The sequence below is a fragment of the Bradyrhizobium erythrophlei genome (assembly GCF_900129505.1).
Classification (GTDB): Bacteria; Pseudomonadota; Alphaproteobacteria; order Rhizobiales; family Xanthobacteraceae; genus Bradyrhizobium; species Bradyrhizobium erythrophlei_D.
Genome location: NZ_LT670818.1, coordinates 1,660,002 through 1,673,938, shown reverse-complemented (window position 1 = coordinate 1,673,938; position 13,937 = coordinate 1,660,002). Strand labels below are relative to the sequence as shown.

10 protein-coding genes are annotated in these 13,937 nt (G+C 64.2%); 7 read left to right on the top strand and 3 right to left on the bottom strand.

Annotation, left to right across the window (positions count from 1 at the left end):
* Positions 1-81 precede the first annotated feature (81 nt).
* Positions 82-1,194 carry an NADH:flavin oxidoreductase/NADH oxidase gene (locus B5525_RS07850; protein WP_079565489.1) on the top strand — a complete coding sequence of 371 codons (1,113 nt, stop codon included), beginning with the start codon at positions 82-84 and terminating at the stop codon, positions 1,192-1,194.
* Between the two features lie 246 nt (positions 1,195-1,440).
* The gene (locus tag B5525_RS07845; RefSeq protein WP_079565488.1) at positions 1,441-2,541 is read left to right on the top strand and encodes an LLM class flavin-dependent oxidoreductase; all 1,101 of its coding nucleotides are present in this window, start codon (positions 1,441-1,443) and stop codon (positions 2,539-2,541) included.
* A gap of 194 nt (positions 2,542-2,735) precedes the next feature.
* On the opposite strand, the gene aroQ is transcribed toward B5525_RS07845, so the two are convergent.
* A complete protein-coding gene (aroQ, locus tag B5525_RS07840) occupies positions 2,736-3,173 on the bottom strand; it encodes a type II 3-dehydroquinate dehydratase (RefSeq protein WP_079573075.1) in 438 nt (145 codons plus the stop codon).
* Between the two features lie 172 nt (positions 3,174-3,345).
* Between aroQ and B5525_RS07835 the strand changes: the two genes are divergently transcribed.
* From B5525_RS07835 to B5525_RS07825, 3 genes are all read left to right on the top strand, one after another.
* A complete protein-coding gene (locus B5525_RS07835; protein WP_079573073.1) occupies positions 3,346-4,269 on the top strand; it encodes a glycerophosphodiester phosphodiesterase in 924 nt (307 codons plus the stop codon).
* 1,233 nt (positions 4,270-5,502) lie between these two features.
* Positions 5,503-6,569, top strand: a protein-coding gene (locus tag B5525_RS07830) for an IS630 family transposase (protein WP_197687878.1) whose coding sequence is annotated in 2 segments (ribosomal slippage) — positions 5,503-5,992 and positions 5,992-6,569 — 1,068 coding nt in all. Because the reading frame shifts where the segments join, the coding sequence is not laid out codon by codon here.
* Positions 6,570-6,645: 76 nt separating this feature from the next.
* Positions 6,646-7,548 carry a DNA-processing protein DprA gene (locus B5525_RS07825; RefSeq protein WP_338075271.1) on the top strand — a complete coding sequence of 301 codons (903 nt, stop codon included), beginning with the start codon at positions 6,646-6,648 and terminating at the stop codon, positions 7,546-7,548.
* A 239-nt stretch (positions 7,549-7,787) separates the two neighbouring features.
* Here the strand turns inward: B5525_RS07825 and B5525_RS07820 are convergent, their stop codons facing one another.
* Together B5525_RS07820 and rpmB are read right to left on the bottom strand one after the other, a co-directional pair.
* Entirely contained in the window at positions 7,788-8,015 is a 228-nt protein-coding gene (locus tag B5525_RS07820; protein ID WP_079565487.1) for a hypothetical protein, read from the bottom strand.
* A gap of 410 nt (positions 8,016-8,425) precedes the next feature.
* The gene (rpmB, locus tag B5525_RS07815; RefSeq protein WP_079573069.1) at positions 8,426-8,731 is read right to left on the bottom strand and encodes a 50S ribosomal protein L28; all 306 of its coding nucleotides are present in this window, start codon (positions 8,729-8,731) and stop codon (positions 8,426-8,428) included.
* Between the two features lie 439 nt (positions 8,732-9,170).
* Here rpmB and B5525_RS07810 point away from each other — a divergent pair, with 439 nt between their 5' ends.
* Positions 9,171-9,947, top strand: coding sequence for a DUF3108 domain-containing protein (locus B5525_RS07810; protein ID WP_244568013.1), 777 nt, complete (start codon positions 9,171-9,173; stop codon positions 9,945-9,947).
* Between the two features lie 487 nt (positions 9,948-10,434).
* On the top strand, positions 10,435-13,929 hold the full coding sequence (locus B5525_RS07800; RefSeq protein ID WP_079565485.1) for a helicase-related protein: 3,495 nt from the start codon (positions 10,435-10,437) through the stop codon (positions 13,927-13,929).
* Positions 13,930-13,937 lie beyond the last annotated feature (8 nt).

The window sequence follows — 13,937 nt, the reverse complement described above, 5'->3', positions numbered from 1 at the left end:
GGAGCGCCGTGATTGAACCGCGGACTGCGTCCCACTACATGTGAAAGCAACGCGTTCCTCCCTCCCGCCAGGATATCCCCCATGAGCGCCCTGTTTTCTCCGATCAAACTGCGCGGCCTTGCGCTCAAAAACCGCATCATGGTGGCGCCGATGTGCCAGTATTCGGCCGACGACGGTGCTGCCAATGACTGGCATTTCACCCATATCAACACGCTGGCGCTGTCGGGGGCGGCGATGTTCTGCATCGAGGCCACCCATGTGGAAGCGATCGGCCGCATCACGCCGGGCTGCCTCGGCCTGTGGGACGACGCCACGGAAGCGGCGCTGAAACCGATCTTGGCCTCGGTGCGCAAGCATTCGCACACGGCGGTGGCGATGCAGCTCGCGCATGCCGGCCGCAAGGGCTCCAGCCACAGGCCCTGGGAAGGCGGGCAGCTGATCCCGCTCGCCGAAGGCGGCTGGCAGACGGTGGCACCGTCCGCTGTGCCGCATAAGGAGGGCGAGGCGGCGCCGCTCGCGCTCGATACGGCGGGCCTTGCGCGCATCCGCGACGCCTTTGTCTCGACGGCCAAGCGCGCCGAGCGGCTCGGCATCGACGCGCTCGAACTGCATGGCGCGCACGGCTATCTGCTGCACCAGTTCCTGTCGCCGATTTCCAACAAGCGCACCGACCAATATGGCGGCTCGCTTGAGAACCGCATGCGCTATCCGCTGGAAGTGTTCGACGCCGTGCGCGCGGTGTTTCCTTCCGAGAAGCCAGTTGGCGTCAAGGTCTCGGCGACCGACTGGGTCGAGGGCGGCTGGGATCTTCCGCAGACCATCGAATTCGCTAGGGAATTGAAGAAGCGCGGCGTCGACTGGATCGATGCGTCCTCCGGCGGCGTGTCGCCGTTGCAGAAGATCCCGCTGTCGCCCGGCTATCAGGTGCCGTTCGCGCAAGGCATCAAGGAAGCAACCTCCGTCACCACCATGGCGGTCGGCCTGATCACGGAAGCAAAACAGGCCGAGGAGATCGTCGCCTCCGGCAAGGCCGACATGGTCGCGCTCGCCCGCGGCATGCTCTACGATCCGCGCTGGGGCTGGCACGCCGCCGCCGAACTCGGTGGCCAGGTCGAGGCGCCCCCGCAATACTGGCGCTCGCAGCCCTCGACGCAAAAGGCGCTGTTCGGCGCGACCACGTTCGGCGCGAGGTAGGGCTGCTCGCGCAGCCGTCATTCCGGGGCGCGCGATAGCGCGAACCCGGAATCTCGATCGATAACTGCTGGATTCCGGGTTCGCGCATTTCACGCGCGCCCGGGAATGACGCGCAGACGCCACGCCCCCGCCTCCTTCCACCCCGGCGGTTTTGTCATATCTCGGCCGCACCTTTCGCGTGTTATGCTTTTGGTCGGTGCGCAACAAGACGCGCCGCAGGGAGCAAAACGAACGAGAGGAAACCTCATGGAAGTCGGATATTTCACCATGCCCTCGCATCCGCCGGAGTGCGGGCTGAAGGAGGGCCATGACTGGGACCTGCAGACGATCCGCTGGCTCGACGAGCTCGGCTACCAGGAGGTCTGGATCGGCGAGCACCACACCGCGCCCTGGGAGCCGCATCCGGCGCCCGACCTGTTGCTGGCGCAGGCGTTCCTGCAGACGAAAAATATCCGCCTCGGCCCCGGCGGTTTCCTGCTGCCCTATCACCACCCGGCTGAACTGGCCAACCGCGTCGCGATGCTCGATCATCTCTCGGGCGGCCGGCTCAATTTCGGCGTCGCGGCATCGGGCCTGCCGAGCGACTGGGCGATGTTCAATGTCGACGGCATGTCCGGGCAGAACCGCGACATGACCCGCGAGGCGCTGGAGATCATCCTGAAGATGTGGACCGACGACGCGCCGTGGACCTACAAGGGCAAGTTCTGGACGGTGTCCAAGCCCGACACCATGTTCGATTTCCTCAAGCCCCACCTCAAGCCGAAGCAGGCGCCGCATCCGCCGATCGGGGTGGCCGGCCTCTCCAAGGGCAGCGACACGCTCAAGCTTGCGGGCGAGCGCGGCTTCATTCCGATGAGCCTCAATCTCAACCCGGCCTATGTCGGCAGCCACTGGGAATCGGTCGAGGCGGGTGCGGCCCGCACCGGGCGCAAGCCGAACCGCAGGGACTGGCGGCTGGTGCGCGAGGTGTTCGTCGCCGACACCGACGAGGAAGCCTGGAAGCTGTCCGCCGGCGACATGATGGGCCGGATGATGGGCGAATATTTTTTGCCTTTGCTCGGCCATTTCGGCTTCAAGGACTATCTCAAGCACGCCCCCGACGTGCCCGATAGCGACGTCACCGTCGATTATTGCGCCAGGCGCAACTGGGTCGTCGGCTCGCCCGCCACCGTCGCCGAGAAGATCGAGACCATCTGGCGCGAGGTCGGCGGCTTCGGCACGCTGCTGGTGTTCGGCTTCGACTACAAGCACAAGCCCGAAGCCTGGCATCATTCGCTGACGCTCTTGCAGAACGAAGTGATGCCGCGGCTGAAGCATCTCGACGCCGGGATGGTCAAGGCGGCGTGAGTCGTGCGGCAGAGCCGGAACGCGCTTTCTTACCTCGCCCCGCGTGCGGGGAGAGGTCGCCCGGCGGAGCGCAGCGAAGTCGGGCGGGTGAGGGGGACTCACCGCGAGTCGCGCTCGTTGAAAGAGCCCCTCACCCCAACCCTCTCCCCGCGAAGAGCGGGGAGAGGGAGCGCTGACACCGTCCTTCACCCCCATCACCCCTTCTTCATCTGCGCCACCGCATCCATCGCCGCGATATAGCCGTACGGCCCGAGGCCCGCGATCACGCCGGTCGCCGCCGAGGAAATCTTCGAATGGCGGTGGTGTTCGTCGCGGGCGTGGATGTTGGAGATGTGGACTTCCACCACCAGGCCCTCGAACGCCTTGATCGCGTCGAGGATGGCGATCGAGGTGAAGGAATAGCCGGCCGGGTTGATGATGATGGCATCCGCCGTCTGCCGCGCCGACTGGATCCAGTCGACGATCTCGCCCTCGTGGTTCGACTGGTGGAACGACAGCTCGAGCGAAAGCTTTTTGGCGTGCTGCTCGCAGCTTTCCCGAATTTGCGCCAGCGTCGTGGTGCCGTAGATATGCGGCTCGCGCACCCCCAGCAAATTGAGGTTGGGGCCGTTCAGGATCATCAGTCGTTTCATGGCGTGTTCCTCTCTTTCGGTGGGCTGCTCTTTGCAGGAATGGCGCGCAGCCTGTAGCGTAACGAGGTTCGCGCGCGGCGCAATCCGCGCGCGGCGCAAAACAGGGGAGGGCCGCGTGGCGTTTCGGATGATGGCGTTGGCCATCCTTTTTCTTTTCACCCATGGAGAGGTCATGGCCTTCGACATCGAAGCCCATCGCGGCGGGCGCGCGCTGCGTCCGGAGAATACGCTGGCGTCGTTCGCCAACGCGCTGTCGATGGGGGTGGACACGCTGGAGCTCGACATCGGCGTCACCGCGGACGGCGCGCTTGTCGTCTCCCACGAGCGCGGCCTCAATCCGGACCTCGCGCGCGATGCCGCGGGCAGCTACGTCGCTCCACCCGGCATTCCCTTCATCCGCCTGCCGCTTGCCGAGGTGAAAAAATACGACGTCGGCCAGCTCCATCCCGGCAGCACCTATGCCGCGCAATTTCCCGACCAGCTGAGCGTGCCGGGCACGCCGATCCCGACCTTGAGCGAGGTGTTTGCGCTGGTGCGCAAATCCGGCAACGCCAGCGTGCGGCTCAACATCGAGACCAAGATCGATCCCAACCATCCGGACGAATCCCCTGATCCCCAGCGTTTTGTCACCCTGCTGCTCGATCTCGTCGGACGCGAGAAATTCGAGGACCGGATCATGGTGCAGTCGTTCGACTGGCGCACCCTGCTTCTCGTGCAGCAGCGCGCGCCGGCGATACCCACGGTCTATCTCACCCTGCAGAAGGGCAAGTCGGCGACGGTGTCGCTGGACAAGGCCAGTGAATGGACCGCCGGCTTCAATCCCGCCGACCACGGCGGCTCGCTGCCGCGCACCATCGCCGATGCCGGCGGCGCGATCTGGTCGCCCTATTTCGGCGACGTCACGCCGGCGCTGGTCGCGGAGTCCCACGCCCTCGGGCTCAAGGTGGTGGTGTGGACCGTCAACAAGGAGGACGACATCATCCGCCTGATTGATATGGGCGTCGACGGCATCATCTCCGACCGCCCGGATCTCCTGCGTGAGGTCGCGGGCAAGAAAGGCATCGCCCTGCCGCAGGGATTTCCGGTGACGCCGTGATGGCGGGGTGCGACGAGTGGTGTGCATTCGCGCGCCCCACAAAGACCCGTCATACCCGCGCACGCGGGTATCCAGTACGCCGCGGCTTCTCGGTTCTATCGCCAACATCTCTGGAATACTGGGATCGCGCGGTCAAGCCGGGCGACGACGGCGGAGGGGGGCGCAAGGTCGGATCCATCGACCATCTCTGCTGATTCAAGATGTCAAATAGCGCAGCGTCTTTTCCACCCCGCCCCGCGTGTGGAGAGGTCGTCGCGCGCTTGCGCGGCGGGCGAGGGGGACTCTCGGCAGGCTCGCTCGCGGAGAGTCCCCCTCACCCGGAGACTTCGCTGCCGCTCCGTCTCCGACCTCTCCCCGCACGCGGGCGAGGTGAGGCCGATCGATCGCGTGAAACCACACCTTCGCGATCCCGCGGCGCGTTTCGCCCGGGGTTTGCGTTTTGCCTTTCGCCCTCATGAGCCAGAGGGCGCAGGGAAAGCCGGGTGCGCGCTGCACCCGCGGTCTCGCGTGCAAAATTGTGCAAAAAAGCGCACACGAGCATACAGGTTCAGCGGAAGCAGTCCGGCCTTCCCTGCGCAATGGTTTTAACGGTTTCCTTCGGGCTCTCCCCGGTGATCGGGCTTTCTTGTCACCGTCGCCTGCGAAAACTCGTTTTCGCAAACTTGACGCCAGCGTCGAGGCGTCAGGACCACACGACTTCGCCGTCCGCTTTGGCGCCGTTCGTCAAAGGCGCCTCAGCGTCCACCGCATCCCGCCCCACGTCCGTGACGATCGCGAGCGCCCCTCATGAGGAGCGGGATGGCCGCGGATATAAAGTGATTCGCGTCTTCGGAAAATCAGAATATTTTTGCGAAAGGGGCTGGACAGGGTGTTGGGTGATTTGCCCGTCGGGTCGAAATCAGGTGTTGAACCGCAACAATAAATGGATTGCTGCATTGCGTCCCCCATCGTTAGCCAAACTGCGGTGGGCAAGTACGCTCTCGCACGATGAAATCACGCTGCCGGCTCCGCACCAATCCATGGAGAACTAGGGGCGGGGAGGCAGGGCAAGGCTTGGGGGCCTTTGGCGCCGCTCGAAGGTTGCCCTCAATAGCTGATTTGGTCTCACGACACGGGCACTAAACTATGGGATAGAATATGCATAATACCAACGGCCCGAAACTGTGACTCATTAGGGATTCCCAAATCAGGGAAACTCTGACTCGATGCTAGCCTTTGAGAGGAGCGGCATCGATGGGAGCGGCGGTATCGATCACCCGACTTGATCTGACGGCTTCGGCGCTTCGCAAGGCGGCGAGCGGAGAGAAGGATAGCGCCGCGGCGCGTCGGATACTCGCGCTTGCGCTGGTGCTCGATGGCTCGGACCGCAAAACGGCGGCCGAAACCTGCGGCATGGACCGTCAGACCTTGCGGGACTGGGTGCACCGTTACAACGCCGCGGGACTGGCCGGGCTTCGCAATCTCAAATCGCCAGGTCCCGGATCAAAACTCACGGTGCGGCAGCAGGCCGAATTGGCCGAGCTTGTCGAGGCCGGCCCCGACCCCGCGGTGCACGGGGTAGTGCGTTGGCGGCGGGTCGATCTGCGCGACGAATTGCAGCGGCGCTTCGGTGTCACGCTCCACGAGCGTTCGGTCGGGAAGGTTCTAGCCAAGCTCGGCTACCGCAAACTGTCGGTAAGGCCCCGCCACCCGCAGGCTGACGAAGAAGCCCAGCAGACGTTTAAAAAAACTTCGCCGCGACCGTCAGGGCGCAAATTCCCGAGCACGCCAAAGACAAGCCGATCGAAATCTGGTTCCAAGATGAGGCCCGGATCGGCCAGCAGGGCACGCTGACCCGCGTCTGGGCCAAGCGTGGAACGAGGCCCCGCGCACCGCACGACCAGCGCTACGACTGGGCCTACCTGTTCGGCGCGGCCTGTCCGCAGCGTCGCGTCGCAGCAGGTCTGGTCATGCCGGCGGCGAACGCCGAGGCCATGTCGCTGCATCTCACAGCGATCTGCCGCAAGGTGGCGGCAGGTAGCCACGCCGCTCTTGTCCTCGATGGCGCCGGCTATCACATTGCTGCCGCGCTCACGATCCCCGAAAACGTCACCCTGGTGCGTCTGCCACCCTACGCGCCTGAACTCAATCCGATCGAAAACGTCTGGGAATATCTGCGCGGCAACAAACTCGCGATCACCGTCTTCGACGACTACGACGACATCGTTGATAAAACCTGCGACGCATGGAACTTCTTTGAACACGATCCAAAGCGCATCGCCTCAATCACCACACGAACATGGGCAACAGTCAATAATTAGGGCCGTTGGTATAAGTGATTTGTTCTCTTTTTGTTCTTATGCTAAGGACAACTTAGCGACGGGACAGAGGAACTAGATGATGGAACTCGACCTCGGTTCGCCGGCTGACGGCAAACTCGGTATCTCACCGCAAAGAGAGATGGGCGCCTACGAAGCGCTCTGGGATGAAGACGGAGCCACCTTCAAGACTATTTCGGAAAAGCTCAACAAGCGTCCTGATACGGTTCCTTCGGATCTTGTAGAGCCGAAGCGGGCTGAGCAGTATCGTGAGGTGGTCCGCGATGTAATGGCAAAAGCAAATGTGGGACGCTTCGGCGTTCGAGTTTTGGGTGCTGGCGAGTATCCGAACAAATTGCGCGACGCCGATTATCCAATTGCAGTCTTTTACTATCGTGGCTGGTGGGACCTTATAAATTCCCGAAGCGTTGCAGTCGTCGGAACCCGGACGCCTAGTCAAGATGGAATAAAGCGAGCACGCACGCTCGTCAGAGAACTCGTGAAGGACGGATTCACAATCGTCTCCGGCTTGGCCAAGGGGATAGATCGTGTTGCACATGAAACCGCCATTGAAGTAGGTGGGCGTACAATAGCCGTTCTGGGCACACCGATCAGCCACGCATATCCGGCTGAAAATCGAGAGCTTCAAGAAAAGATCGCCCGGGAATTTCTGCTTATTTCCCAAGTGCCAATCAAGCGCTGGCAGAGCCAAGGGCCAAAGCAGAACAGAATATTCTTCCCAGAGCGCAACATCACGATGTCCGCATTAACTGAAGCAACGATAATCGTCGAAGCAGGCGAAACGTCGGGGACGCTCGTTCAGGCACGGCACGCTCTAAAGCAAGGACGGAAGCTCTTTATTCTCGACAGTTGTTTTGAAAATCCTGCCATTACATGGCCGCATCGCTTTGCGGAACAGGGCGCAATACGGGTGCGGAATTATGCCGACATCTCAAGACACCTTTCCGCGCCGTCTCACTGAGATCGACGGTCTAACTAGGCCGGATCACTATCACCTGAATCCCGACGACACGTGTCTATTCCTCGGCGAGTACACCGCCCGCAAGGGTTTCAGCTTTAGCGCGACCAATCAGCTCGTGCTAAACTTTAAGAAGTCTGTTGATCGTCGGGGCCGACCGGAATGGCAGCATAAGGAACGGGCAATTCGAGAGGTTGGGCAGGCGTTCGCAGTAGCGATCCAAGACGCTTGGCTTGCGGGTGTTACACTCGTTCCAATTCCGCCGTCGAAAGAGAAGAACGATCCGTTATATGATGATCGGATGCTGCGGATGCTACGGGCGATTCCGTCAGCGCAACCAGCCCGTGCACATTGCCGGAGGCGGCGTAGGATTCCTCGTGCGTGGTCCAGACGCCGTGAACGATCGGCGGATGGCCGGGATAGGTCGGCGTCTTGTGATAGAGCTCGCGGCTGAGGTCGACGATTTTCACGTGGGGTCTCCCGGGGTTTTGGTTTTGCCGTCGAGGCTATCGCAGGATTGGCTCAGGTCGAAGCGGGGTGCTTCCCGCAACTCCAGTGCGTTTTTCTCCCCTTCCCCGCGCAGCGGCGGGGAGGGGTCGGGGGTGGGGGTGGTTCAGCAAACTCTCTGCCAGAGGAGCAAGCGGATAAACCCCCCACCCCCAACCCCTCCCCGCCACGCGCTGCGCGCGCGGGGAGGGGAGAAATCGGCGTTCGCTGCGCTTCGCCGGGCGACCTCTCCCCGCATCCGCCTTGGCCCGAAGGCGGGCTTCGGCGGACAAGAGCGGGGCGAGGTGAAGTCGCGTCGGCGTCGGCGCAAAACAAAACGGCCGGGGCTTTCGACCCGGCCGTTCAAAACTCTAACCGCTGAAACGCGAAAAGCTCAGCTCGCCTTGGCTTCCGGCGCGGCGGCCTTCTTTTTCTCGATGGCGCGCTTCAGGTCCAGCGCGCGGGGCGAGAGCTTGTCGGCCTTGGCCTTGATCAGGAACGCGTCCAGCCCGCCATTGTGGTCGACGCTCTTGATGGCGTTGGTGGAGACGCGCAGGCGCACGTTGCGGCCGAGCGCGTCGGAAATGAAGGTGACGTTGCACAGGTTCGGCAGGAACCGGCGCTTGGTCTTGATGTTGGAGTGGCTCACCTTGTGGCCCACTTGCGGGCCCTTGGCCGTCAGTTCGCAGCGCCGCGACATCTCAAAATCCTCTGCCATCCCGGGCTCAAATCAGCCCACAGGTGAGCTGAATCCGGGGTTCAAAATCATGTCCATCTAGGGAGCGGCGGACGTATAGGGGCAGACGCCCGACCCGTCAAGGTTTTGCGGGCAAAAACCGGGTTTCCGGGGCTTCCGCGGGCTCACAGCCATCATATAAACGGCGCATTCCCCGCCGAAATGATCCCCCATACCAGTTCCGGCGCGACCTCGCGGGCTTTCGCGGAAAAACGCGCCGATCCGTTGTCTGCCGGCTATTTTGGCTTAAATGATATTCTTGACGCGCGTAACGCAGGACCGCCCTGAGGTGATCGTTTTCAGCATGATTTTACCCCGGCTAGGCCAAAGGGCACTCCGGGGTTTGGGCAGCCTGTGCACCCTGGTCACCTTGGCTCTGGCCTCGGCGCTGTTGGCGCTGGCCATGCCGGAGCCGGCTGCCGCGCAAGGCAAGCTCGAGGCGCAGTATGAGGCGACGCTGGCGGGCATTCCGGTCGGCCGGGGCGCTTGGAACGTCGATATCTCGGACGACCAGTTTTCGGCGGCGGCCTCCGGCGGCACCATGGGCCTGTTGAACGCCATCGCCGGCGGTTCCGGCACCGGCGCCAGCCAGGGCCGCGTCGTCAACGGCGCGCTGGTCTCGACCAATTACACCGCTTCCACCACCACCTCGAAGAAGACCGAGGCGATCCATATCAATCTCGTCAACGGCAACATCAGGGATTTCGGCATCGAACCGGAACCGCCGGTCGATCCCGACCGCATCCCGGTCACCGATGCGCATCGCCATGGCGTCTACGACCCGATGACGGGATCGATGCTGCGGGTGGCCGGCACGGCGGACCCGGTCAGCCCCGATGCCTGCCACACCGGCGCGGGCATCTTCGACGGCCGCATGCGCTACGACCTCAAGCTCGATTTCAAGCGCATGGAAACCGTCAGGGCCGAGAAGGGATATCGCGGCCCTGTCGTGGTCTGCGCGGTCTATTTTGTGCCGGTCGCGGGCTACATTCCGGACCGCCCGGTGATCAAATATCTCGCCAGCCAGCGCAACATCGAGATCGCCTTCGCGCCGATCGCAGGAACCCGCATCCTGGTGCCGTTCTGGATGAGGATCCCGACCCCGCTGGGGCCCGCGAGGCTGGAGGCGACCAGCTTCATCACCACCGCCTCGCCGCCGCGGGTGGCGAAAACGAATTGATGCCTTTTGAGGCCGTCATTGCGAGGAGCGTAAGCGACGAAGCAATCCAGCTTGCGGCACGATGGATTGCTTCGCTTCGCTCGCAATGACGACGGGAGCCCCGAATCCCTGTTGACTCTTCCTCACTTCTGATTCGACTCCGACGTGCCAAAAGTTTTAAGGAATTCGCCGCCAAACCGCCGCTTGTCGAGGGTCGCCGAACTTGATCTAGTGCCGGCTTGCTTTATCTACGCGAGATGTTGCGGTGAACGAAGCCGGAGAGCAGGGGAGTCACCGATTCGGGCGCGATTCGTTCCGGATTCGTTCCAGAACTTAAGCCGCGACCAACAAGCGTCGCATTGTGAAACAGAATCGGCGGAAATCCGCCTTTCGTCATGGCGAGGAGCAACGCGACGAAGCAATCCATACTTCCATCCGGGGCCTGTGGATGCTTCGCTGCAATCGCAATGACGGCTGAACGCTAGAAATAAAGAAATACCCGAAAAATATGGCTTTCTCTTCCGCGTTCGCCAATGAGCGGGCCCCCGGCGCCGGCGTCACCGCCGTGCTCGGCCCCACCAACACCGGCAAGACCCATCTCGCGATCGAGCGGATGGTCGCGCATTCCTCGGGCGTGATCGGCCTACCGCTGCGGCTCCTGGCGCGCGAGGTCTACAACAAGGTCGTCAATCGCGTCGGCCCCGAGGCGGTCGCGCTGGTCACCGGCGAGGAAAAGATAAAGCCGAAGAATCCACGGTTCTGGGTCTCCACCGTGGAGGCGATGCCGCGGGATCTCGACGTGTCGTTTCTCGCGGTCGATGAAATCCAGATCGCGGCCGATCTCGAGCGCGGCCATGTCTTCACCGACCGCATCCTCAACCGGCGCGGCCGCGACGAGACGCTGCTGCTCGGTGCGGCCACCATGCGCCCGATCATCGAGCGGCTCCTGCCCGGCGCGTCCATCGTCACCCGGCCGAGATTGTCGCAGCTCGAATTCGCCGGGGATCGCAAGATCACCCGCCAGCCCAGGCGCACGGCGATCGTGGCGTTCTCGGCCGACGAAGTCTACGCGATCGCCGAATTGATCCGAAGGCAACATGGCGGCGCCGCCGTGGTGCTGGGCTCGCTCTCGCCGCGCACACGAAACGCGCAAGTCGCGATGTTCCAGAACGGCGACGTCGATTATCTCGTCGCCACCGACGCCATCGGCATGGGGCTCAACCTCGACGTCGAGCACGTTGCGTTTGCCTCCGACCGCAAATATGACGGCTATCAGTTCCGCAGGCTGAACCCGGCGGAATTCGCGCAGATCGCCGGACGCGCCGGGCGCGCCACGCGTGATGGGACTTTCGGCACCACCGGCCGCTGCGCGCCGTTCGAGCCGGAGCTCGTCAATGCGCTGCAGAATCACACCTTCGAGAGCGTGAAGGTATTGCAGTGGCGCAACGCCAGACTGGATTTTGCCTCGCTCGGCGCCCTGCAGGTGTCGCTGGCGCTGACGCCCGGCCATGAGGCGCTGACGCGGGCGCCGATCGCCGAGGATCTGCGTGTGCTCGACCACGCCGCGCGCGACGCCGAGGTGCGGGACATGGCCCATGGTGCCGCCGCCGTGGAGCGGCTGTGGGACGCCTGCCAGATCCCCGATTACCGCAAGATCGCGCCCGCCGCCCATGCCGAGCTGGTCACGACTTTGTTCGAATTCCTGATGAAACGCGGCCGGATTCCGGACGCCTGGTTCGGCGCCCAGGTCGAGCTCGCCGACCGAACCGACGGCGATATCGACACTTTATCGGGCCGGATCGCGCAAATCCGGACCTGGACCTTTGTCGCCAACCGGCCGGATTGGCTGTCGGACCCCGAACATTGGCAGGGGATTACGCGAGAAGTTGAAAATAAATTGTCCGATGCGCTCCATGAACGGCTTACTGAGCGTTTCGTTGATCGCCGTACCAGTGTATTGATGCGCCGCCTGCGGGAGAACTCTGTTTTGAATACCGAAATCGGCAAGACCGGCGAAGTGATCGTGGAAGGCCATGTGATTGGCCGCCTCGACGGGTTCACCTTTGCGCCAGACGCGGCGGAAGCCGGCTCCGACGCCAAGGCGCTGCAGGCGACCGCGCTCAAGGCGCTGGCCGGCGAAATCGAGGCGCGCGCCGAAAAGCTCGCCGCCGCGCCCGACGAGCAGTTCGTGCTGACATCGGACGGCACCATCCGCTGGACCGGCGATGCGGTGGCAAAACTGATGGCGGCCGACGACGCGCTGCATCCGCGCATCCGCATCATTTCCGACGAGCGCCTCTCCGGCGCGCCGCGCGAGGCCGTGCAGACGCGGCTCGATCTGTGGCTGAAGACGCATATCGAAAAGCTGCTGGGACCCTTGTTCGACCTCAACAAGGCCGAGGACATCACCGGCATCGCGCGCGGCATCGCGTTCCAGCTGATCGAGTCGCTCGGCGTGCTGGAGCGCGCAAAAATCTCGGCCGAGATGAAGGATCTCGACCAGCCGTCGCGCGCGTCGTTGCGCAAATACGGCGTGCGGTTCGGCGCCTATCACATCTATTTCCCCGGGCTGCTGAAGCCCGCGGCGCGTTCGCTGGCCTCGCTGCTGTGGGCGCTGAAACTGGACGATGTCGACATGTCGGCGCTGTCGGGCGCGCAGCACCTGGCAGGCAGCGGGCGCACCTCGTTCCCGGTCGACAAGCAGCTCGCACGCGACGCCTATCGCGTGCTGGGCTACCGCCAATGCGGCGAGCGCGCGGTGCGGGTCGATATCCTCGAGCGGCTCGCCGATCTGATCCGTCCCGCGCTGGCGTGGCGGGAGACTTCGCCCGGCGAAAAGCCCGCCGGCGCCTTCGACGGCCGCGGCTTTGTCGTCACGCAGGCGATGACGTCGCTGACGGGATCCGCCGGCGAGGACTTTGCCTCGATCCTGCGCGCGCTCGGCTATCGCATGGAGCGCCGCGCGCCGCCGCCGCCGAAACCGGTGCTGGTGGTGGAAGCGCCCGCGGCAGAAGCGGCCGCGCCGGGGGAAGCCGCGATCGAAACCGCAGACGCCGGCGAGGCGAGGGCGCATTCGTCCGCGACGCTGCTGCCCGATATCGCGTTCGCATCCGATACGCCCGAACCCGTCACGGTCGAGGCGGCGCCGGAGCCGGAAATTTCGGCCGAGTCGGTCGAGGCTGCGGCGGTGGAAGCGCTGGCGGAACCGGAAACGCCGGTTCAATCGGTCGACGCCGCCGCCCTGGAAGCGGTGCCGGAGCCGGCTCCCGCTGAAGTCATCCCGGAAACAACGCCTGAACCTGCCGTCGCGAGCGAAGCCTCGGCGGAGACCGCAGTCGCCAGCGAATCCGCGCCGGCCGAGGCTGCGGCTCCCGATATCGCCGCCGCTGCCGCGCCCGAAGCGACGGCTGCGCCGGAACTGGTCGAAGTCTGGCGGCCCGGCGGCCGCTCCGAAGAGCGCCGCCCGCGTCACGACCGCAGCCGTCATCGCCACCACGACCGACCGGCGGAAGGCGCTGCAAGCCCCGCCGTCGCTGCAGGCGAGCCTGGCGACGCCGCCAAGGGCGAGCGCCACCGGCGCGGCCGGCGCGACCGTCACAACGAGTTCCGCAAACTGCGCGCCGATACGCCGGCTGCTCCGCCGACCGAAGGGGCCGCGCCTGCAGCGGGCGCTGTGCCTGCGGCGGATGGCGCGGCCGCGGCCCGCGAACCGCGCGAGGACAGGGCGCATCAGCCGCGCGAGCGTTTTCAGAGCAAGGGCCGCGACAACGACAAGGGCCGCGACAACAAGGACCGGGGCAAGTTCGGCGGCGGGCGCGACAAGGGCGGCCGCGACAAAGGCGGGCGCGATCGCGACAAGGGCGGCCGCGACAGCGGTCCGTCGCACCGGCAATACGCCACCAGCGCTGCCCCGCGCGAACGCGATCGCCCCGTCGATCCCAATTCGCCCTTTGCCAAGCTGGCGGCGCTCAAGGAACAGCTCGCCGCCAACCGCAAGGATTGATCCTTCCC

Coding starts and splice junctions, on each gene's coding strand:
- B5525_RS07850 (WP_079565489.1), top strand. CDS start 82: ATGAGCGCCCTGTTTTCTCCGATCAAACTGCGCGGCCTTGCGCTCAAA.
- B5525_RS07845 (WP_079565488.1), top strand. CDS start 1,441: ATGGAAGTCGGATATTTCACCATGCCCTCGCATCCGCCGGAGTGCGGG.
- aroQ (WP_079573075.1), bottom strand. CDS start 3,173: ATGAAACGACTGATGATCCTGAACGGCCCCAACCTCAATTTGCTGGGG.
- B5525_RS07835 (WP_079573073.1), top strand. CDS start 3,346: ATGGCCTTCGACATCGAAGCCCATCGCGGCGGGCGCGCGCTGCGTCCG.
- B5525_RS07825 (WP_338075271.1), top strand. CDS start 6,646: ATGATGGAACTCGACCTCGGTTCGCCGGCTGACGGCAAACTCGGTATC.
- rpmB (WP_079573069.1), bottom strand. CDS start 8,731: ATGTCGCGGCGCTGCGAACTGACGGCCAAGGGCCCGCAAGTGGGCCAC.
- B5525_RS07810 (WP_244568013.1), top strand. CDS start 9,171: ATGCCGGAGCCGGCTGCCGCGCAAGGCAAGCTCGAGGCGCAGTATGAG.
- B5525_RS07800 (WP_079565485.1), top strand. CDS start 10,435: ATGGCTTTCTCTTCCGCGTTCGCCAATGAGCGGGCCCCCGGCGCCGGC.